Source organism: Blautia glucerasea, assembly GCF_020537505.1.
Lineage (GTDB): Bacteria > Bacillota > Clostridia > Lachnospirales > Lachnospiraceae > Blautia_A.
In genome coordinates this window covers 300,318-322,659 of sequence record NZ_JAJBMO010000002.1, presented here as the reverse complement: position 1 = coordinate 322,659, position 22,342 = coordinate 300,318, and the positions used below count along the sequence as shown (strand labels likewise).

Sequence of the window (22,342 nt, the reverse complement as noted above, 5' to 3'; positions counted from 1 at the left end):
CGGTTTCGTCAACTTCTTGGATTCCCTATTGACTAAGCGGGGGCAGATAAAGTAGAATAATATTATTCGGGATATTATAGGTATTTTATTTTTGCATTACCGAATTACAGTATTAAAGAGCAATCAGTTGCTGTTCACGGACATCATTTTGCAAAGGATGCTGCCAGAAATAGAGTGAACCGTAACCGTATCCTAAAAGGAGAAAAATATGGCAGAGACAGTTAGAGTAGTAGTAGATGCCATGGGCGGAGATAACGCTCCGGCAGAGCCTGTGAAAGCAGCTGTAGAGGCTGTTACCGAGAGAGAGGACATTGTAGTGATCCTTACCGGTAAGCAGGAAGTGATTGAGAATGAGCTGAGTAAATTTCAGAATTACCCCAAAGAAAGAATCCAGATTGTAAATACCACCGAGGTGATCGAGACAGCAGAGCCCCCGGTTCTGGCAATCCGTAAGAAGAAGGATTCTTCCATTGTGGTAGGCCTGAATCTTGTGAAGAAGCAGGAAGCAGAAGCCTTTGTTTCCTCTGGAAGCTCAGGCGCCATCTTGGTAGGTGGTCAGGTAATCGTAGGAAGAAGCAAAGGTGTACAGCGTCCGCCGCTGGCCCCGTTGATCCCTACCCAGAAGGGAGTATCCCTTCTCATTGACTGTGGTGCCAATGTAGATGCCCGGCCAGAGCATCTGGTACAGTTTGCGAAGATGGGTTCCATTTATATGGAAGATGTAGTGGGAATCAAGAATCCCCGTGTTGCCATTGTAAATATTGGTGCAGAGGAAGAAAAGGGAAATGCACTTGTGAAGGAGACATTTCCTCTTCTGAAAGAATGCCCGGGAATCAATTTCATCGGAAGCATTGAGGCAAGGGATATCCCGGCTGGTTATGCAGATGTGATCGTCTGCGAAGCATTTGTGGGAAATGTGATCCTGAAGCTTTACGAGGGACTTGGAAGTACCTTTATGAAGATGATCAAGACTGGCCTTATGAGGGATACCCGCAGCAAAGTGGGTGCCCTTCTTGTGAAGCCTGCCATCAAGGAGACCCTGAAGACATTTGATGCAAGTGAGTACGGCGGAGCACCTCTTCTTGGCCTGAAGGGACTGGTTGTGAAGACACACGGCAGTGCCAGGGCTGTTGAAATCCGTCACGCTATTTTCCAGTGTGTCCAGTTCAGGCAGCAGAAGATCAACGAGAAGATCGCAGCCCATATGGTGGAAGAGACTACTGGGAAAGAAGCATAATTGCAGCAAAATTTTTATCCAGACTGACTGGGGACAGGGGAACAATATCCGAAGACCGCAGTCAGATCTGGCTAATCTGCTTTAAGGCAGACAGTAACTGTAAAAAGTCTGGCCTGTTTTTAATAAAGAAACACTGACAATCTGGCTTTGCAGGCGTGAACATCGATACGCGGCAGCAGATTTTCCGGCAAAGACCTGCCGGCAGAATAGCCAGTTTGTCAAAGGGAAGGAAGTTTATTATGGAAAAAAAGTTAAAAGTATTGGAAACCCGCATAGGTTATGAATTCAGGAACAAGAGCCTTCTCATCCTTGCACTGACACACAGCTCCTATGCCAATGAGAAGAAGCTTGGCAAGGCAGGCTGCAATGAACGTCTGGAGTTTCTTGGAGATGCAGTGTTAGAGCTGATCAGCAGCGATTTTCTTTACAAGAAATTCACCCAGATCCCGGAAGGTGAGCTGACCAAGAAGAGAGCCAGCCTGGTCTGTGAGCCAAGTCTTGCTTACTGTGCAAGAGATTTTGGCCTGCCCCAGTATCTGCTTTTGGGCAAGGGGGAGGACATGACCGGTGGCAGAAACCGGGACTCTATCGTTTCCGATGCAACAGAGGCTCTGCTTGGAGCTATTTATCTGGACGGTGGTTTTGCTAGTGCAAAGGAGTTCGTTCTGAAATTTATTCTGAACGATCTTGAGAACAAACAGCTCTTTTATGATAGCAAGACCATCCTGCAGGAAATCGTACAGGAGAAAGGAACTCATCTTGTGGAGTACCGTCTGATGAAGGAGGAAGGTCCGGATCACAATAAGAGCTTTACCGTAGATGTTCTTGTCAACGGCCAGGTAATGGGAACCGGCGTGGGCCACACCAAGAAAGCTGCAGAGCAGGAAGCTGCTTACCAGGCAATCCGTAAGATGAAGAAATAGGAAAGCAGTATATGCGGATGACAGACGACTGAAAATCATAACTAAAATATCGCATCTTGTGAATTTTGTGAAATAATGCAAGTAATTTATAACAATAATAACAAGGATTCGAATACATGTATTTAAAAAATATTGAAGTGCACGGGTTTAAGTCCTTTGCACAGAAAATCAATTTCGAATTTCATAATGGAATTACCGGAATTGTTGGTCCTAACGGAAGTGGGAAAAGTAACGTAGGAGATGCAGTCCGCTGGGTTCTTGGAGAGCAGAGTGCCAAGCAGCTTCGAGGCGGAAACATGCAGGATGTTATTTTTTCCGGAACAGAGACCAGAAAGCCGCTTAGCTTCGCCTCTGTTGCCATTACCCTGGACAACAGTGACCACAAGCTTCCGGTAGATTTCAACGAAGTTACGGTCACTCGAAGGCTTTACCGTTCCGGCGAGAGTGAATACCTGATCAATGGAAGTGCCTGCCGTCTGAAGGACATTAATGAAATGTTTTACGACACCGGTATTGGAAAAGAGGGCTATTCCATTATCGGACAGGGCCAGATCGACAAGATCTTAAGCGGTAAGCCGGAGGAGCGCCGTGAGCTTTTTGATGAGGCTGCCGGAATTGTAAAGTTTAAGCGAAGAAAGGCGGCCACCATCAAGAAGCTGCAGGACGAACAGGCGAACCTGGTGCGTGTGACCGATATTTTAAGCGAGCTTACCAGACAGTTAGGCCCCCTGGAGCGTCAGTCTGAGACTGCCAGGATCTATCTTGCCAGGAGAGATACCCTGCGGGAACTGGATGTGAACAGCTTCCTTCTGGAAAACGAGGAGACCAGCCGTGAATTAAAGGAGCTGGATGCCAAGAACACCCAGGCAAATGAAGAACTGGAAGAGAACCAGAAGGCTTACGGGCAGACCAAGGTGGAGTATGACCGTCTGGAAGAAGAACTGGAACAGTTAAACGTCCAGATGGATCAGCTTCGGGAGGAAACACAGAATAAGGCAATCCGCAGGCAGCAGTTAGACGGTGAGATCAAGGTCCTCCGGGAACAGATTTCTGCTGGTGTGCAGAATGAGGAGCACTATAAGAACCGTTTACAGACCATTGAGACGGACCTGAAGGAACGTCAGGAGGCTTTGGAGAACCAGGAAGCAGAGAAATCCCAGCTTCATGTAGCGCTTCTGGAAGCGAAGAAGCGCCAGGAAGCAGAGGAAGACCGGCTTTCCAATATCCAGGCACAGATCGAAGAATGCTCCCAGGCTGTGGAGAACGGCAAGAACGAGATCATCGAGCTTCTCAACACCCGTGCTACTACCAAGGGAAAAGCCCAGCGTTTTGATACCATGATGGAGCAGATCGACATCCGTAAGGCAGGAATCAGCCAGAGACAGCTTCATTTGAAAACAGAGGATGCCCAGCAGCAGACAGAGCTTTCCAAGGCAAAGGAGAAATTTCAGGGAATTACTACCCTGATCCAGGATATGAACGCAGAGTGCCAGCGCCTGGATAATGAAGTACATAAAATTACAGATGAATTAAAGAAGCAGAACAGCCAGATGGAGATCGGCCAGAGCGCGTATCACCGCGAGGCTTCCAGGCTGGAATCTTTGAAGAATATTACCGAGCGTTATGACGGATATGGAAACAGTATCCGCCGTGTTATGGAGCAGAAAGACCGGGTGCCTGGGATTAAGGGCGTTGTGGCAGATCTGATCCAGGTAAATAAGGAGTACGAGATTGCCATCGAGACAGCTCTTGGCGGAAGTATTCAGAATATTGTTACAGACAATGAGCAGACCGCCAAGCGCATGATCGAATTTTTGAAAAAGAATCGTTTCGGACGTGCCACCTTTCTTCCGCTGAACAGTATTAATACCAGAAGCGGTTTTACCCAGAGAGATGCCTTAAAAGAGCCTGGCGTGATCGGGCTTGCCAGTGAGCTGGTGACCACAGGTCCGGAATATGCAGGACTTGCCACCTATCTTCTGGGGCGCGTGCTTGTGGTGGACCACATTGACAATGCCATTGCCATTGCCAGAAAGTACAGGCACAGCCTCCGTATGGTAACGGTGGAGGGAGAATCCTTCAGCCCGGGTGGTTCCATGTCTGGTGGTTCCTTTAAGAATAACAGTAATCTTCTGGGCCGCCGCCGTGAAATCGAAGAGCTGGAATCCAGTGTAAAAGCGCTCCGAAAAGACATGGACGATATGCAGAAGGCCATCAATGACAACCGGAGCAGGCGTAATGTTATGCGTGATACCATTGCAGATCTGCAGGAGAAGCTGCGTCAGCAGTACGTTGCACAGAATACCGCGAAGATGAATATTAACCAGGTAGAGGCTAAGACCAGGGAAATCCAGGCTGGTTATGGAGAAATCCAGAGAGAACAGATGGAGATCCGCCGTCAGATCGAGGAGGCGGAGGCTGATCACAGCAAGATTGCCGAAGAACTGAAGGCTTCTGAGCAGGATGAGAAAGAGCTGGAGACTTTTATCCAGAACAAACAGGAAGAATTAGAAAACTGGAAAACAGAGGAACAGGAGATTTCTAGGAAGCTGGAAGCCCTGCGCCTGGAAGCCAGCACTGCCCAGCAGAAGGAAAGCTTCGCTGCAGAGACCCTGAATCGTTTGGATCATGAGATGGAGGCTCTTCATCAGGAGGAGGCAGACATTCATGAGACCCTGGAGCTTGGCGGGGAGGAGAATGAGCGGAAACGGCAGTCTGTGGAGAATCTGGAGGCCGTGATCGCCACACTTGCCCAGGATGAGACGAAGGCGAAGGCGCAGCTGGAGAGCTGGCAGACTGTGAAGGATGAGAAGAATACCAGTCATAAGGCGTTCTTTGAGAAGCGGGATGAGCTGTCCGGCAGGATTTCCCTTCTGGACAAAGAGTGCTACCGGCTGAAAAGCCAGATCGAGAAGCTGGAGGAGCACCGGGAGTCCCAGATTTCCTATATGTGGAATGAATATGAGATCACCCCGAACAATGCCCTTCAATATAAGAAAGAAGAGCTGAACGATCTGAAGGCCATGAAAAAGGAAATTGCCCAGGTGAAGGATGAAATTCGCAAGCTTGGCAATGTAAATGTAAATGCTATTGAGGAATATAAGGAGATTTCAGAGCGCCATGCGTTCCTTTCCGGACAGTATGAGGATCTGAAGACTGCAGAGGCGCAGCTTGAGAATATCATTCAGGAGCTGGATGAGGGAATGCGGAAGCAGTTTACTGAGAAATTCCAGGATATCCAGAGAGAGTTTGACAAGGCGTTCAAGGAGCTGTTTGGAGGCGGTAAGGGCACTCTGGAGCTTGAGGAGGATGTGGATATCCTGGAAGCAGGAATCCGTATCATTTCCCAGCCGCCGGGCAAAAAGCTTCAGAACATGATGCAGCTTTCCGGTGGGGAAAAGGCGCTTACAGCCATTGCCCTTCTGTTTGCCATCCAGAACCTGAAGCCATCTCCCTTCTGTCTGCTGGATGAGATCGAGGCGGCGCTTGACGATTCCAACGTTGGACGTTTTGCAGGGTATCTTCAGAAGTTGACGAAGAACACCCAATTTATTATAATAACACACAGACGTGGTACCATGAATGCCGCAGACCGGCTTTATGGTATCACTATGCAGGAGAAAGGCGTTTCTACGCTGGTTTCCGTGGATCTTGTGGAGAACCAGCTCACGCAGTAAAAAGGAGGAAAGGAAATGGCAGAGGAAAAGAAAGGGTTTTTTAAAAGACTTGTCAGCGGACTGACAAAAACCAGAGACAACATTGTGGCAGGATTTGATTCTCTTTTCACCGGCTATTCTACAATAGATGATGATTTTTATGAAGAATTAGAAGAAATCCTGATCATGGGTGATATTGGCATCAATGCGACTACAGCTATTCTGGACAGATTAAAAGAGCAGGTGAAGATCCGGAATATCAAAGATCCCAAGGCATGTAAGGAACTTCTCATTGAGACGATTAAGAATCAGATGACAGTGGACAGCACCGAATACGAGTTTGAGAACCGCAAATCCGTGATCCTTGTGATTGGTGTCAATGGTGTTGGAAAAACAACTTCCGTTGGAAAACTTGCTGGCAAGCTGAAGGACCAGGGAAAAAAGGTCATCCTGGGTGCAGCAGATACCTTCCGCGCAGCAGCCGGGGAACAGCTTACACAGTGGGCAAATCGTGCCGGTGTGGAGATCATTGGCGGCCAGGACGGTGCAGATCCAGCTTCTGTTGTTTATGATGCAGTGGCAGCAGCCAAGGCACGTAATGCAGATGTGCTGATCTGTGATACTGCAGGAAGACTTCATAATAAGAAGAATCTTATGGAAGAGCTCCGCAAGATTTACCGCATTCTGGAGAGGGAATATCCGGAGGCTTATCTGGAGACTCTGGTAGTCCTGGATGGAACTACTGGTCAGAATGCACTTGTGCAGGCCAGACAGTTTGCGGAGGTTGCAAATGTAACCGGTATTATCCTTACCAAGCTGGATGGTACAGCCAAGGGCGGTATTGCAGTTGCAATCCAGTCTGAGCTTGATATTCCGGTAAAATATATCGGTGTTGGCGAGAGCATTGATGATTTACAGAAATTTGACGCAAATTCTTTTGTGGATGCCCTGTTTGATATCCATCCGGATGAGTGACGATCATTTCACGGACACGATTAAACATAAATCATATTCTATGAGGTATTTTCGTGAATGATTGAACAGCAGACCACAAATTACAGGAGGAAAAATAAATAATGCTTACATTAGAGAGTTTTGAAGAAGCGGCAGAAATAGTTAAGCAGGTAACCCAGGAGACCAAGCTGGTGAAGAGCAGTTATTTCTCTGAGCTCACTGGAAACAAGGTTTTCTTCAAACCGGAGAACATGCAGAGAACTGGTGCATACAAGGTCCGTGGAGCTTATTACAAGATCAGCACCCTTTCCGATGAGGAGAGAGGCAAAGGGCTGATTACAGCTTCCGCTGGAAACCATGCGCAGGGTGTTGCTTATGCAGCACACAAATACGGTGCGAAGGCAGTGATCGTAATGCCGACCACTACACCGCTTATTAAAGTGGAGCGTACAAAGGGCTACGGTGCAGAAGTGATCCTTCACGGAGATGTTTATGATGAGGCGTGTGCCTATGCGCTGGAGCTGGCTGAGGAAAAGGGTTATACCTTTATTCATCCATTTGACGATCCGGCTGTTGCCACAGGTCAGGGTACCATCGCAATGGAGATCGTTCAGGAGCTTCCTCTTGTAGATTATATCCTGGTACCAATTGGCGGAGGTGGACTTGCAACAGGTGTTTCCACACTGGCCAAGCTTCTCAATCCCCACATTAAAGTGATCGGTGTAGAGCCGGCTGGAGCAGCCTGCATGAAAGCTTCCATGGAGAAGGGAGAGGTTGTTACACTTCCTCATGTAAACACTATTGCAGACGGTACTGCAGTCCAGACACCAGGATCCCAGATTTTCCCATATATCCAGGAGAATCTGGACGGGATCATTACCATCGAGGATGATGAGCTGATCGTTGCTTTCCTTGATATGGTAGAGAATCATAAGATGATCGTTGAGAATTCCGGACTTCTGACTGTTGCAGCACTTCGCCACCTTGATTTCAAGAATAAGAAGGTTGTTTCCATCTTAAGCGGTGGAAATATGGATGTGATCACCATGTCCTCTGTGGTACAGCATGGTCTGATCCAGCGAGACAGAATCTTTACGGTATCTGTTCTGATCCCGGATAAGCCAGGTGAGCTGGTACGTGTGGCTTCCATTATCGCAGAGAATCAGGGAAATGTTATCAAGCTGGATCATAACCAGTTTGTAAGCACCAACCGTAACGCGGCTGTAGAGCTGAAGATCACTCTGGAGGCATTTGGCACAGACCATAAAAACCAGATCGTGAAAGCACTTGAGACGGCAGGCTGCAGACCAAAGGTGATCCGCGCAAGTTTATAATTAGAAAAATGATTGTTTTTTTGAAATGTTTATGAATAAATTCGGCTGTGTCAGTTTTTTGAAAAAGTCTGGCATGGCGGTAAATATAAGGAGTAGCAAGCTATGAAAAAAGTAATTTTAACAGGAGATCGTCCAACCGGACGTCTTCATGTGGGACATTATGTAGGTTCTTTATCTGAGCGTGTGAAGCTTCAGAATTCCGGAAACTACGATGAGATTTATATTATGATCGCAGATGCACAGGCACTTACTGATAATGCAGAGCATCCGGAGAAGGTTCGCCAGAACATTATCCAGGTAGCACTTGATTATCTGGCATGCGGTATTGATCCGGACAAATCCACGATTTTTATTCAGTCCATGGTTCCGGAGCTTACAGAGCTTACCTTCTATTATATGAATCTGGTTACAGTAGCCCGTGTTCAGCGTAACCCTACTGTGAAATCTGAGATTCAGATGCGTAATTTCGAAGCCAGTATCCCGGTTGGATTTTTCTGCTATCCGATCAGCCAGGCAGCAGATATCACAGCCTTCCGTGCAACAGCAGTTCCGGTTGGGGAGGACCAGCTTCCTATGCTGGAGCAGTGCAAAGAGATTGTACACAAGTTTAACACTGTATATGGTGAGACTCTTACAGAGCCGGAGATTGTTCTCCCATCCAACAAAGCCTGCCTGCGTCTGCCAGGTATTGACGGCAAGGCCAAAATGAGCAAATCCCTTGGAAACTGTATTTATCTTTCCGATGAGGCTGATGAGGTTAAGAAGAAGGTTATGTCCATGTTCACAGATCCGAACCATCTTCGTGTGCAGGATCCTGGAAATGTTGACGGTAATCCGGTATTTATTTATCTGGATGCCTTTTGCAAGCCAGAATATTTCCCGGAATTCCTTCCGGATTATCAGAACCTGGATGAGCTGAAGGACCACTATAAGAGAGGTGGCCTTGGAGATGTGAAGGTGAAGAAATTCCTGAACAACGTTCTCCAGGCAGAGCTTGGCCCGATCCGCGAGCGCCGTAAAATGTGGGAGCAGCGCATCCCGGATGTTTACGACATCTTAAGAGAGGGCAGCAGGGTTGCAGAGGCTAAGGCTGCTGAGACATTGAAAGATGTGAAGGCTTCTATGAGAATCAATTATTTTGATGATAACAGTCTGATTCAGTAATAAAGAAAAAATCAGCCCGTGGGCTGGATCGAGAGTGTTTTTGGAAAAAATATAATTTGTAAAGAGAAAATACTTGACAGTCACTGGGAAATACGGTATGATACCCAAGGTGATTACGAATGGAAAAGTTTGTAGAACGTACTTTGCTCTATGATTTTTACGGGGAGCTTCTTACGAAGAGACAGCAGCAGATCTACGAGAGCGTAGTTCTGGAGGATTATTCCTTAAGTGAGGTTGCAGAAGAACTGAATATCAGCCGTCAAGGCGTGCATGATATGATCAGGCGCTGTGACAAGGCACTGGAAGGATATGAAGAGAAGCTGCACCTGGTAGAGAAGTTTGTAAATATCCGGGGACAGGTACAGAAGATCCACGAGCTTGCATCCGGGTATCACGCAGATGATATAGTGGCAATATCCAATGTGATTTTAGAGGAGTTATAATTCATGGCATTTGAAAGCTTGACAGATAAACTTCAGAATGTATTCAAGAAGCTTAGAAGTAAAGGCCGTCTGACCGAAGAAGATGTTAAGATTGCTCTTAAGGAAGTTAAGATGGCACTCCTTGAAGCGGACGTTAACTTCAGAGTCGTGAAGCAGTTCACGAAGTCTGTACAGGAACGTGCAGTTGGACAGGACGTAATGAACGGACTGAACCCAGGCCAGATGGTCATCAAGATTGTAAACGAAGAGCTGGTTAATCTTATGGGAAGCGAGACCACAGAGCTTCCAATCAAGCCAGGCAATGATCTGACCGTTATTATGATGGCAGGTCTCCAGGGTGCTGGTAAGACCACCACCGCAGCCAAGCTTGCAGGTAAGATCAAGTCCAAAGGTAAGAAACCTCTTCTGGTAGCCTGTGACGTATACAGACCGGCGGCGATCACACAGCTGCAGGTAAACGGTGAGAAGCAGGGCGTAGAAGTCTTTACCATGGGTGATAAGCAGAGCCCGGTGGACATTGCCAAGGCAGCCATTGCACATGCCAGGGCAAATCAGCAGAATGTTGTGATTATTGATACAGCAGGTCGTCTTCATGTTGATGAGGACATGATGCAGGAGCTTGCTGATATTAAGTCTAATATTGAGGTGGATGCGACAGTCCTTGTAGTAGACGCCATGACAGGACAGGATGCAGTCAATGTAGCCCAGACCTTCTCTGAGAAGGTAGGAATTGACGGTGTAATTCTGACCAAGATGGATGGTGACACCCGTGGTGGTGCAGCCCTTTCCATCAAAGCCGTAACTGGCAAACCGATCCTGTATGTAGGTATGGGAGAGAAGTTATCTGATCTGGAGCAGTTCTATCCAGAGAGAATGGCATCCCGTATTCTTGGTATGGGAGATGTAATGAGTCTGATCGAGAAGGCTGAGGCAGCCGTAGATCAGGAAGCAGCCCAGGAGATGTCCAAGAAGCTGAAGAAGATGGACTTTGATTTCAATGACTATCTTACCAGTCTTGAGCAGATGAACAAGATGGGCGGCATTTCCAGTATCCTGAACATGCTCCCAGGTATGGGAAGCAAGATGAAGGATGTGGAGAGCATGATCGATGAGAAAGCAATGGACAGAACCAAGTCCATTATCCTTTCTATGACACCGCAGGAGCGCTCCAATCCGGGAATCCTGAATATTTCCCGTAAGAACAGGATCGCCAAGGGTGCTGGTGTGGATGTTGCAGAGGTCAATCGTCTTGTGAAGCAGTTTGAGCAGAGCAAGAAGATGATGAAGCAGATGCCGGGGCTCATGGGCGGCGGCAAAATGGGTGGTAAAAGAGGCGGCTTCAAGCTTCCTTTTTAACATAAAATAATCAAATTAAACTAATAAAGAGAAAGTAAGAAATTGGAGGAAAATTAAAATGGCAGTTAAGATCAGATTAAGAAGAATGGGACAGAAGAAAGCACCTTACTATAGAATCGTTGTTGCAGATTCCCGCAGCAAACGTGATGGAAGATGTATCGAAGAGATCGGAACCTATGATCCGAACCAGGAGCCAAGCGTATGCAAGGTTGACGAAGAAGCAGCTAAGAAATGGCTCGCAAACGGTGCTCAGCCTACAGAAGTTGTTGCTAAGATCCTGAAACAGGCCGGAATCGAGAAATAGTTTAAGAAGTATCTCTTAGGGGGTATTTCTGTAACGTCCAGATTGGAGCGTGTTTATATGCTTGGGGCGTAATCAGGGAGGTGTGTAATGAAAGAATTAGTAGAAGTAATTGCAAAATCTCTTGTTGAAAATCCGGATGAAGTAGTCGTTACCGAGACTGAAAAGGATGACGCTGTTGTCATTGAACTGAAGGTAGGACCATCTGATATGGGTAAGGTGATCGGACGCCAGGGCAGAATCGCCAAGGCTATCCGTACCGTAGTGAAAGCGGCTTCTTCCAAAAGCAGCAAAAAAGTGATTGTAGATATTCTGCAATGATAAGCAATATATATGGACGCAGGAGCTGTGGAGACATGGCTCCTGTTTTTAACTATAAAAGTCCCGTACGACGGTTGCGAATAAGTGGATTCGTGAGTTTCGGATGGGCTGCAAGGAGTTTGAATGGAAGATTTATTAAAGGTTGGAGTAATTACCACCACTCATGGTGTGCGGGGAGAAGTGAAGGTATTCCCCACCACAGATCCGGAGCGTTTCCTGGATCTGGAATATGTACTTCTGGATGCTGGCAGAGAGATGAAGAAGCTGGAGATCCGGAATGTGAAATTCTTTAAGAATCTTGTGATCCTGAAATTTAACGGGATTGATAATATAAATGATATTGAAATGTACAAAGGCAGAGACCTGTGGGTTCCAAGAGAGGAAGCCCAGGAACTGGATGAGGATGAATATTACATCGGTGACCTGATTGGAATGGAAGTAGTTCTGGAGGACAACACTCATTTTGGAACCCTGAAGGATGTTATGGAGACAGGTGCCAATGATGTTTATGTAGTAGAGCTTCCAGATCACCAGGAAGTACTTCTTCCAGCTATCAGGGAATGTATCCTTGATGTTGACCTGGAAGAAAATGTGATGACGGTACATTTGATGAAAGGACTTTTATAAATGAATTTCCATGTTTTGACCCTTTTTCCGGAAATGATCCAGAATGGAATGAACACCAGTATTACAGGACGCGCCATTAACGCTGGAATTCTGTCTGTGGAGGCAGTAAACATCCGCGATTACGCCTTTAACAAGCACCAGAAAGTGGATGACTACACATATGGTGGCGGAGCTGGCATGCTGATGCAGGCAGAGCCGGTTTACCTGGCCTATGAGGCCATTGCCCAGAAAGCCGGGAAACGTCCCCGTGTGGTTTATCTTACCCCCCAGGGACAGGTGTTTAACCAGCAGATGGCCAGGGATATGGCGAAAGAGGAAGAACTGGTCTTCCTTTGCGGCCATTATGAAGGTATTGATGAGCGCGTTCTGGAAGAGATTGTCACCGATTATGTGTCTATTGGGGACTACGTGCTTACAGGCGGAGAACTTCCGGCTATGGTGATGATGGATTCTATTTCCCGTATGGTCCCAGGTGTGCTCAGCAATCAGGAATCCGGGGAGACAGAGTCCTTTGCAGGAAATCTTCTGGAATATCCCCAGTACAGCCGCCCGGAGGAGTGGCATGGCAAAAAGGTTCCGGAGGTTCTTATGTCCGGTCATCATGCAAATATAGAGAAGTGGCGCAGGGAACAGTCTATCATTCGTACTGCCAAAAGGCGCCCGGATCTGCTGAAAAAGGCAGATCTCACCAACAAAGAATGGAATTTTGTGCGGCAGCTGAAAAAACAGTGGAAAGAGGAGGAATCCAAAGATGAGAACATCTGATTTTTACTATGAGCTCCCTCAGGAGCTGATCGCCCAGGATCCGCTGGAGGACAGAAGCTCTTCCAGGCTTATGCATCTTTCTATGGAAGATGGAAGTATTGAACATCGCCATTTCAGGGATATACTGGACTATCTGAAGGAAGGAGACACTTTGGTCATCAATGATACCAAGGTAATCCCGGCAAGACTTTACGGCCACAAAGAAGAGACTGGCGCGGTAATCGAAATCCTTCTTCTGAAAAGAAGAGAGAACGATATCTGGGAGTGTCTGGTAAAGCCTGGCAAGAAAGCACGCCCGGGCGCCAAGCTCACATTTGGCGATGGTATTTTAAAGGGTGAGATCATTGACGTGGTGGACGAGGGAAACCGTCTGATCCAGTTCCATTACGAAGGTATTTTCGAGGAGATTCTGGATCAGCTGGGCGAGATGCCGCTGCCTCCATATATTACCCATAAATTAAAGGATAAGAACCGCTACCAGACCGTTTATGCGAAGAACGAAGGCTCCGCAGCAGCACCTACTGCAGGCCTGCATTTTACGAAGGAGCTTCTGGAGCAGGTAAAGGAAAAGGGTGTCAACATTGCCCATGTAACCCTTCATGTAGGCCTTGGCACGTTCCGGCCGGTTAAGGTGGATGATGTAGAGCAGCATCATATGCACTCTGAATTCTACATTGTAGAAGAAGACCAGGCGAAGCTGATCAACGACACCAAGAAAAACGGCGGCCGTGTGATCGCAGTCGGAACCACCAGCTGCCGTACCCTGGAGTCTGCAACTGGCGAGGATGGCGTTTTGAAGGCTGGAAGTGGCTGGACAGAGATTTTCATCTATCCAGGCTACAAATTTAAGATCCTCGACGGTCTGATCACCAATTTCCATCTGCCAGAGTCTACACTGGTGATGCTGGTGTCAGCTTTAGCTGGAAAAGAGAATATTATGCACGCTTATGAAGTGGCAGTGCAGGAAAAATATAGGTTCTTTTCATTTGGGGATGCTATGATTATTTTGTAAACGATATTCTTACAAAAGTGTGATAATGGGATAAAACACGGTCTGCGGGTTTTACCCGTTATCGCGGCAGATGCCAGGGCCTCATGCAAGCATGTACTTTGGCTCGTTGCCCGCGTAAATAAAATGAAAGCCTCAGAGTTTAGCGGCTCTGGGGCTTTCGCCTGTTATAGCATATGAAATTGATCTAATATGTATTTTCTACCCAATCCAGGAACTTCTCTCCTGGATTTTTTCCATGATTCTGGATTTTTCGTCTCCTTCAGCTGGGGTTGGCTGATAATTATTATAGTCATAGGCAGAGGAGATAGAACACGGAATAATGTTCGTCATATTGTCTGCTTTTACCCCATCATTTGTGATGGTAAAGGTCTGCTGGAAGATCATACTGTCCATATCACTTGGGTAGCTGTTTCCACCGAAGCAGAAATTTCCAAGACTGTATACAATATTTTTGCCCTTATATTCTTCAATTCCCTGAAGCACATGGGGATGATGTCCGCACACCAGATCTGCACCAAGGTCAATGGCCAGGTGGCCCAGAGTGGTCTGGTTGGAATCCGGGACTGTTTCCTTTTCATTTCCCCAGTGGAAAATAACAATGATCAGTTCCGCGCCATCCTCTTTTACCTTGGCAATGTTGTCCTTCAGCTGCTGCTCACGCTCCAGGTGATCGTACAGCTCATAAATTCCCACAAGCCCCACTTTTACGCCTTTTATGTCCATTACGGCGGTTTCATCATAGCCGAAGTGAACGATTCCCTCAGCGTCCAGGGCATCCATGGTATCCTGGAAGCTTTGCTCGCCGTAATCATGACTGTGATTGTTTGCTGTGTTTACAGCCTCTACAGAGCTGCAGGAGTAAATGCCTGCAAAGGAAGCAGGAGCTTTAAATGCAAAGGTTTTGTCCTCCCGGTCATAGCTGTCTGTGAAGGTTCCCTCGTTGTTGGCGATAGTCAGGTCATCTGCCTCAAAAATACCCTTTACGTTCTGGAAAAAGTATTCTTTTCCATAGCTTTCAAAATAAGCGTTCAGGCTGGTGTCGTAATCGAAATTCTCATCTGTGCCAAGAGTACAGTCGCCAACCACACTGACGGTAATCGTGACAGGGGCAGAGTGGTTCCATTTGGTATTGTTTGTTTCAGAATCAGAAGCCGTATGGGAGCTGTCTTTTGCGGAAGTGCCGTTTGGGTCATCACTGTCAGCGGATGAGGTGTTGGTGCTTTCGCTGTCTGAAATATTGGAGTTTGCTGCCTGGGAATCTGAATCAGCAGTGGTTTTTACAGCAGAAGAGCTGGCGGTTCTGGCTTTTCCTCCGGAGCATCCCCGAATGATCAGGATAACTACCACCAGAAGCAGAATACTGCCTGCTGCCACACAGACCTGCCGGATCTTTTTCTGGCGCTGTCGGTAATATCTGGATTTTTTGTATAGATTCTTTTTCTTTTGCATAGGTCATATTTTATCTGAAAAATTTATCGTAATATCCCATTACGAAGATCAACAGAACGATAAGGGGCAGTACATAGGTAAGGTATGGACGTGCCCATTTCGGGAATTTGATGCCGTTTCCAAGATCCGCTTCTTTGATGAAGTTGTCCCATCCCCATCCATAGCGGGTTACGCAGAACAGCAGGTAAACAAGGCTTCCCAGTGGAAGCAGGTTGTTGGAGATAATGAAGTCCTCCAGATCCTGGATGGTGCTTCCGGCGCCAAGTGGCTGAATGCCGCTCCAAACGTTGAATCCAAGTACACATGGCATGGACAGGATAAAGATGGCAATTCCGTTTACCAGAACTGCTTTCTTGCGGCCCCATCCCCACAGATCCATTGCAAAGCTGATGATGTTCTCGAACACGGCAATGATGGTGGAGAGAGCTGCGAATGTCATGAAAATAAAGAACAGCGCGCCCCAGAAACGTCCGCCCATCATCTGGTTGAACATATTGGGCAGTGTGACGAATACAAGACCAACACCCTGTGTCGGGCTTACATTGTAAGCAAAGCATGCCGGAAAAATGATCAGTCCTGCCATGAGTGCTACGAAGGTATCCAGAATGCCGATCTGGATGGATTCGCCCATAAGACTGCGCTCCTTGTCAATATAGCTTCCGAAAATGGCCATAGCACCGATGCCAAGGCTTAAGGTAAAGAAGGCCTGTCCCATAGCGGCATAAATACCGGAGAGCAGTCCATTCTCTTTCAGACGGCCAAAATCTGGGAGAAGATAAAACTTAATTCCCTCAATCGCGCCTGGAAGTGTACAGCTCTTCACACAGAGAACTACCATGATGGTAAGAAGACAAACCATCATAACCTTGGTGATTCGCTCAACCCCTTTCTGCAGTCCCATGCAGCAGGTTCCAAAACCAAATGCAGTTACGAGCACCATCCAGAAGGTCATTTCTCCAGGATTGGAGAGCAGGGTGTTAAATACATTTCCTACCCCTTCTGTGTCAAGTCCGGTAAAAGTACCACTTGCTATTTTAAAGAAATAAGCCAGCATCCAGCCACCTACAGTGGTGTAAAACATCATCAGCATGTAGTTGCCAAGCATGGCGCCGTAGCTGTAGAGATGCCATTTGGTGCCCTTTGGTTCCAGAAGATGGAAGCTTCTTGCTGCGGACTTGCGGCTTGCACGTCCAACTGCAAATTCCATAACCATAATAGGCAGTCCCAGGATTACCAGGAACAGAAGATAAATCAGTACAAAAGCGGCACCGCCGTACTGACCTGTGATGTAAGGGAAGCGCCATACATTACCAATACCAATGGCGCAGCCGGCTGAAATCAGAATAAATCCTAGCCGGGATGAAAACTTTTCACGTTCTTTCATATAGATTTCCTTCCTCTTTTTATAGGTATGAATTCTGTAAAAAATGGGACAAAAGTTCTTTTTACAGAAGAGCTCACATCTTAATAGTATAAGAAGAAAACAAGGGTTCGTCAATAAATATCTTGAAAAAGAAGGGGGAAATGGTACAATAAAGTTGTTGCTCGCGGGTAATATTCCGCGAAGAATGCTGTTATAAAATAGTGAACAGTACATAATAGAGTCGTTAATCTACGAAAGGGAAAAGATATGCTATATATAGGAAATCACACTTCATCATCCAAGGGCTATGCAGCCATGGGCCGTCAGACCGTGAAAAATGGCGGCAACACATTTGCTTTTTTTACCCGGAATCCAAGAGGAGGAAACGCCAAGGCCATTGATCCGGCAGATGTGGCAAAGTTCCTGGAGATTGCCAGGGAACATGAATTTGGGAAAATTGTGGCACATGCACCTTATACCTTAAACGCCTGCGCTGCCAAAGAGAATCTTCGGGATTTTGCCCGGGAGACCTTCGCAGACGATCTGAAACGTATGGAAGTAACACCTGGAAACTACTACAATTTCCATCCGGGCAGCCATGTAGGCCAGGGAATAGAAGCTGGGATCCAGAAGATCGCAGAAATTCTGAATGCTGTCCTCACCGAAGAGCAGACCACCACCGTTCTTCTGGAAACTATGTCTGGAAAAGGCTCAGAAGTGGGAAGCCATTTCCAGGAGCTTCGCACCATCATGGATCGTGTAGAAAAACGGGATAAACTTGGAGTCTGCCTGGATACCTGCCATGTATGGGACGGCGGCTACGATATTGTAAACGACCTGGACGGCGTCCTAACTGAATTCGACCGCATCATCGGTCTTGAACACCTAAAAGCCATCCACCTAAACGACAGCCTGAACGCCCTTGGCAGCCACAAAGACCGCCACGCCAAAATCGGCGAAGGCCAGATCGGTCTCGACGCCCTGGTCCGCGTTATCCGCCACCCTGCCCTCGACGGAAAACCCTTCATCCTGGAAACACCCAACGATGACGAAGGCTGGACAAGAGAAATCGCACTTCTTAGGGAAAAATATTCAGAATAAATTGTGATTTAGTGTGTTTGGTTTCAGTCAATGGGTCTCTTTTGAACAACCTTTGCTACACTAAATAGCAAAACGGTGTTTCAATACCTATGCACTGAAACACCGTTTTGGGTATTATATATTATGAAAGAACCTCGTTCTTCAGCTCATCCCCATTGATATAAGCCTGCGCATTCTCCATAGTAGTTTCGGCAATGTTGGTGAGCGCCTCTTCTGTAAAGAATCCCTGATGAGAGGTCATAGTAACATTCGGGAAGGAGAGAAGTCTCTGGATCAGGGAAGTCTGCATAATGCTTTCGGACAGATCCTCGAAAACATAATCAGATTCCTCCTCATAAACATCCAGACCAACCGCAAAGAACTTGTGATCACGAATACCAGAAATCAGATCCTCTGTCTTGATTAGACCACCACGGGAGGTATTTACAAGAATAACCCCATCCTTCATCTTTGCAATCGTCTTCTCATTAATAATATGTTTGGTCTCATCTGTAAGCGGGCAATGCAGACTGATCAGATCACTGGACGCCAGCAGCTCATCCAGGGAAACATATTCCAGGAAATCAAGATTCTTATTCGGGAAAAGATCATAAGCAATAACCCGCATTCCAAATCCCTTGCAGATCCTTGCCATAGCCTGGCCGATCTTACCAGTACCAATAATACCAGCTGTCTTCTGATAAAGGTTCACGCCCATAAGACCGCTTAAGGTAAAGTTGTTCTCACGGCATTTGATGTAAGCCTTGTGCGTATGGCGGTTAGCGGTAAGCGCCAGCGCCATTGCATGCTCTGCAACCGCCTCGGGGGAATAACCCGGCACACGCAATACCTTCATGCCATATTTGTGGGCTGTCTTAAGATCCACGTTGTTGTAACCAGCGCAGCGCATCAGGATCAATTTCACGCCCTGCTGATGCAATTCCTTAATAACAGGAGCTCCAAGGTCTGCATTTACAAAAGCGCAGATGGCTTCATAACCCTTGGCAAGGGAAGCGGTCTCCTCATGGATATTGGCTTCGATAAATTTAATTTTAATATCTGGAAATTCAGGTAAAAGTTTTTCAAAAAACTGCTCGTCATAATTTTTGGTTCCGTAAAATAAAACTTTCATTATTTCTGGCTCCTTTCTTGTGTCAATCACTCTTTTGTCTGGACTGCTCACGTTCGCTTTGTTTGTCTTTTAGTGTTCCTCAACTTACAGTGGGATTATACGTTATTTTTTTGAAGAAAAAAAGAGGAAAACGCGAAGTTTTTTAACTTCGTCGATTGTGTTAAAAAAATATCAATATAGAAATAGGAATGAAACGAATTTTAAAATTGCATAGAAATTAATACATAACAAAATGTGCAATGTGCACATTACAGAAAGAAATACTAGGCTGTAATCTGGCATAATATAACAGTTATATATAACTAACATTGATTATTATTTAACGGAAACCCAGTGAAATAGACATCGAAAAAGGCAAAAAAACAGGGACTTAAACGGGAAATATCATCATTTAAGTCCCTGAAAGGCTTTTCTGAAATTCATTTAATCGATTTATTCGCCTAATCGATATAGATCTTCATAAAATTCCGGATAAGAAATCTTCACACAGTCTCCACCCTTGATAGAAAGAGGTCCGTCGCAGAGCAGTCCTGCAACAGCAAAAGACATTGCAACCCTGTGGTCCAGATGAGAGTCAATCTCTGCCCCGTGCAGTGGTCTGCCTCCATGAATGATCATTCCATCATCAGTCGGCGTAATGTCCACACCCATATGGGAAAGGTTCTCTGCCATAACCAGAATACGGTCGGATTCCTTTACCTTAAGCTCCTTGGCATCCTTGATCACAGTGGTACCTTCAGCAAAAGCAGCCATCACTGCGATCATTGGAATCTCGTCAATAAGAGTCGGAATGATTTCCCCGCCTACTGTTGTGCCGTGAAGAGAGCTGGTGCGGACCAGAAGATCAGCAGTAGGTTCTCCGTCCATATTAACATTTAACAAGGTGATATCCGCTCCCATATCCCTGCACACGCGGAGCAGCCCGTCTCTTGTAGGATTGATCCCCACGTTTTTCAGAAGGATCTCGCTTCCTGGAACAAGAAGTCCTGCGGCAATGAAATAAGCAGCAGAAGAAATATCTCCAGGGACAGTGATCTCTCTTGCAAAAAGAGACGGCTCCGGAGCAATAGAAGCAGTGGTGCCCTCAGAAGTTACTTTGGCACCAAAATAGTTCAGCATGATCTCAGTGTGATTTCTGGAAAGAACCGGCTCGGTAACGCTGGTGATCCCGTCGGAATACATTCCGGCCAGAAGCACGCAGGATTTCACCTGTGCAGAAGCAACCGGTGAATCATAGTGAATGGCCTTTAAAGGATGGCCTGTAATCCGAAGGGGAACACAGTTGTTCCCCTTTATGCTCGTAATATCAGCTCCCATGGAAAGAAGAGGCGTCATGATCCTCTTCATAGGACGGCTCTGAATAGAATCGTCACCGGTAAGCTCTGATACAAAATCCTGTCCGGCCAGAATACCGGAGATCAGGCGGGTGGTTGTGCCGCTGTTTCCCACATCCAGAATATCTGTAGGAGCAGAAAGTCCATGAAGTCCTTTTCCGTGGACCAGAATTTCTCCCTGATTATTTTCAATATCAATTCCCATTTTGCGGAAACAGGAGATGGTGGAAAGGCAGTCTGCGCCTTCCAGAAAATGGGTGATCTTTGTGGACCCCTTGGCAAGGGAACCGAACATGACAGCGCGGTGGGAGATGGATTTGTCTCCCGGTACGGTAAGCTCTCCGTGAAGATTGGTAAGTTTTTTAATTTCCATAATAATCGTTCCTGTAAATTTTTATTATAATGTTAATGTCTAAATAATAAAATATTAATACTTAGAATTTTTGTTGCTTTTTTATTAGATTTAAATGGCTATCGGGAAAATTGTTTTGGATGCTTTAAGGATGAGCGAAATCTAAGTATGGAGGTTGAAAAATCACGCCATATATGATTTACCCATGTTGCTGCAAACGAATATTATCGCTCGTATACAATGTAATTCCTCTTTTTAAGCAGCGCCAGACCTCTTTCCATGGCATCCTGCTCATAGAATTCTACCTTCAGGACACCTTGCTCAAATTCCCGGTTGTGAATGATCCCGATATTCTTAATACTGATCTTATCCATAGCAAGAATGGTGGCGATGGTAGCAATTCCGCCGGCTTCATCCGCAATATCCAGATACAGCACATAAGCCTTGCGGATCGGTCCGTTGTCTACTACGTCAATGGAATCACGGTAATCCCTGGAGCTTGCAAACATCTGATAAATGGCATCTGCCTCTTTGCCGTCTGTGGCACAATTGTCTACGGAACAGCGGATCTGGATCAGCATGCGGATATAATCGTCCAGTACATTGGAAATGTTCTCATGATTTTCCATGCAGATCTGCTGCCACATAACAGGAGAAGAGGAGGCAATCCTTGTAATATCGCGGAAACCGCCTGCTGCGATAGTTTTCATATATTCTGCATCATTGTCCAGTGTTTTTACCAGATTGACAAGGGCAGAGGCAATGATGTGAGGCAGATGGCTGACACCTGCAGTGATGAAATCATGTTCTTCCGCTGTGAGCACCATAGGAATGGCGCCAAGGGAACTGATCAGCTCTGTAAAATCTCCTATATGATCCAGTCCAACGTTTCCTCCTGGTGTAAGAATATAGTAGGCATTTTCCAGAATACGCTCATTGGAATGGGCAAAACCAGTTTTCTCAGAACCAGCCATAGGATGACCGCCGATGAAACAGTCTGTCATCTCCAGCTCTTCTACCTTCTGATGGATGATTCCCTTTACACTTCCTACGTCTGTGATAATGCAGCCGGGCTGACGGATCTCCTTCAGGTAGGCCAGGCACTTCAGGTTGATCTCCACTGGTGCACACAAAAATACATAATCACAGGATCCAAAACGGAGATCCTTCATTTCCTCACAGACTCCATCTATAATGCCGCTACTGAGGGCGGTGGCAAGTGCTTCCTTGCTGCGGTTATAGGCCAGAATGTGGTAATCCGGATGGTACTTCCGGATGGCCTTGGCGATAGAGCCGCCGATCAGACCGAGACCGATAAAACCGATTGTCTTCATAATTAATGTGTTTCCTTTCCTTCGTTAAAGTGCAAAATTTACCTTATGACATTGTACGAGATTCTGCACAAATTGTCAATTCCTACAGAAATGACAAAATAATCTAAACTTTTTTGAAAAAAGACCGTCAAAATCCCAGAAAATACTTGAAATTCTTCTGAATATTTAGTAAAATATGAACATATCAGACAAACAGGGAGGTATT

At 46.3% G+C, this 22,342-nt stretch carries 19 protein-coding genes; 14 read left to right on the top strand and 5 right to left on the bottom strand.

Annotation, left to right across the window (positions count from 1 at the left end; all coding sequences use genetic code 11):
• Positions 1-208: 208 nt before the first annotated feature.
• From plsX to queA, 13 genes are all read left to right on the top strand, one after another.
• Entirely contained in the window at positions 209-1,237 is a 1,029-nt protein-coding gene (plsX, locus tag LIQ05_RS03045; protein WP_226818496.1) for a phosphate acyltransferase PlsX, read from the top strand.
• A 239-nt stretch (positions 1,238-1,476) separates the two neighbouring features.
• The gene (gene rnc / locus LIQ05_RS03040) at positions 1,477-2,160 is read left to right on the top strand and encodes a ribonuclease III (RefSeq protein WP_226818495.1); all 684 of its coding nucleotides are present in this window, start codon (positions 1,477-1,479) and stop codon (positions 2,158-2,160) included.
• A gap of 116 nt (positions 2,161-2,276) precedes the next feature.
• Positions 2,277-5,837, top strand: coding sequence for a chromosome segregation protein SMC (gene smc, locus LIQ05_RS03035; RefSeq protein WP_226818493.1), 3,561 nt, complete (start codon positions 2,277-2,279; stop codon positions 5,835-5,837).
• A gap of 15 nt (positions 5,838-5,852) precedes the next feature.
• On the top strand, positions 5,853-6,791 hold the full coding sequence (gene ftsY / locus LIQ05_RS03030; protein ID WP_226818491.1) for a signal recognition particle-docking protein FtsY: 939 nt from the start codon (positions 5,853-5,855) through the stop codon (positions 6,789-6,791).
• Between the two features lie 101 nt (positions 6,792-6,892).
• Entirely contained in the window at positions 6,893-8,104 is a 1,212-nt protein-coding gene (ilvA, locus tag LIQ05_RS03025; protein ID WP_226818489.1) for a threonine ammonia-lyase, read from the top strand.
• Positions 8,105-8,206: 102 nt separating this feature from the next.
• Positions 8,207-9,268 carry a tryptophan--tRNA ligase gene (trpS, locus tag LIQ05_RS03020; RefSeq protein ID WP_226818488.1) on the top strand — a complete coding sequence of 354 codons (1,062 nt, stop codon included), beginning with the start codon at positions 8,207-8,209 and terminating at the stop codon, positions 9,266-9,268.
• 119 nt (positions 9,269-9,387) lie between these two features.
• Positions 9,388-9,711: a YlxM family DNA-binding protein gene (ylxM, locus tag LIQ05_RS03015; protein WP_226818486.1), complete on the top strand. Its 324-nt coding sequence runs from the start codon at positions 9,388-9,390 to the stop codon at positions 9,709-9,711.
• Between the two features lie 3 nt (positions 9,712-9,714).
• The gene (gene ffh / locus LIQ05_RS03010) at positions 9,715-11,067 is read left to right on the top strand and encodes a signal recognition particle protein (RefSeq protein ID WP_226818484.1); all 1,353 of its coding nucleotides are present in this window, start codon (positions 9,715-9,717) and stop codon (positions 11,065-11,067) included.
• Positions 11,068-11,125: 58 nt separating this feature from the next.
• On the top strand, positions 11,126-11,371 hold the full coding sequence (gene rpsP, locus LIQ05_RS03005; RefSeq protein ID WP_117852013.1) for a 30S ribosomal protein S16: 246 nt from the start codon (positions 11,126-11,128) through the stop codon (positions 11,369-11,371).
• 87 nt (positions 11,372-11,458) lie between these two features.
• Positions 11,459-11,689: a KH domain-containing protein gene (locus tag LIQ05_RS03000; protein ID WP_021926512.1), complete on the top strand. Its 231-nt coding sequence runs from the start codon at positions 11,459-11,461 to the stop codon at positions 11,687-11,689.
• A 123-nt stretch (positions 11,690-11,812) separates the two neighbouring features.
• Entirely contained in the window at positions 11,813-12,316 is a 504-nt protein-coding gene (gene rimM, locus LIQ05_RS02995; RefSeq protein WP_226818483.1) for a ribosome maturation factor RimM, read from the top strand.
• Complete coding sequence (trmD, locus tag LIQ05_RS02990) at positions 12,317-13,081, top strand: tRNA (guanosine(37)-N1)-methyltransferase TrmD (RefSeq protein ID WP_226818482.1); 765 nt, start codon at positions 12,317-12,319, stop codon at positions 13,079-13,081.
• Entirely contained in the window at positions 13,068-14,093 is a 1,026-nt protein-coding gene (queA, locus tag LIQ05_RS02985; protein WP_226818481.1) for a tRNA preQ1(34) S-adenosylmethionine ribosyltransferase-isomerase QueA, read from the top strand. The genes trmD and queA overlap by 14 nt, the downstream gene beginning before the upstream one ends.
• A 198-nt stretch (positions 14,094-14,291) precedes the next feature.
• Here the strand turns inward: queA and LIQ05_RS02980 are convergent, their stop codons facing one another.
• A complete protein-coding gene (locus tag LIQ05_RS02980; protein WP_226818479.1) occupies positions 14,292-15,542 on the bottom strand; it encodes a CapA family protein in 1,251 nt (416 codons plus the stop codon).
• Positions 15,543-15,552: 10 nt separating this feature from the next.
• Positions 15,553-16,926, bottom strand: coding sequence for a sodium-dependent transporter (locus LIQ05_RS02975; RefSeq protein WP_226818478.1), 1,374 nt, complete (start codon positions 16,924-16,926; stop codon positions 15,553-15,555).
• Between the two features lie 246 nt (positions 16,927-17,172).
• Between LIQ05_RS02975 and LIQ05_RS02970 the strand changes: the two genes are divergently transcribed.
• Positions 17,173-18,006 carry a deoxyribonuclease IV gene (locus LIQ05_RS02970; RefSeq protein WP_226818477.1) on the top strand — a complete coding sequence of 278 codons (834 nt, stop codon included), beginning with the start codon at positions 17,173-17,175 and terminating at the stop codon, positions 18,004-18,006.
• Between the two features lie 121 nt (positions 18,007-18,127).
• Here LIQ05_RS02970 and LIQ05_RS02965 read toward each other — a convergent pair whose 3' ends face one another.
• The 3 genes from LIQ05_RS02965 to LIQ05_RS02955 all read right to left on the bottom strand — a co-directional run bounded on the left by LIQ05_RS02965 (position 18,128) and on the right by LIQ05_RS02955 (position 22,137).
• Positions 18,128-19,117, bottom strand: a complete 990-nt coding sequence (locus LIQ05_RS02965) for a 2-hydroxyacid dehydrogenase (RefSeq protein ID WP_226818476.1) — start codon at positions 19,115-19,117, stop codon at positions 18,128-18,130.
• Positions 19,118-19,549: 432 nt separating this feature from the next.
• Positions 19,550-20,824, bottom strand: a complete 1,275-nt coding sequence (gene aroA / locus LIQ05_RS02960; RefSeq protein WP_226818474.1) for a 3-phosphoshikimate 1-carboxyvinyltransferase — start codon at positions 20,822-20,824, stop codon at positions 19,550-19,552.
• Between the two features lie 203 nt (positions 20,825-21,027).
• On the bottom strand, positions 21,028-22,137 hold the full coding sequence (locus LIQ05_RS02955; protein WP_226818473.1) for a prephenate dehydrogenase: 1,110 nt from the start codon (positions 22,135-22,137) through the stop codon (positions 21,028-21,030).
• Positions 22,138-22,342 lie beyond the last annotated feature (205 nt).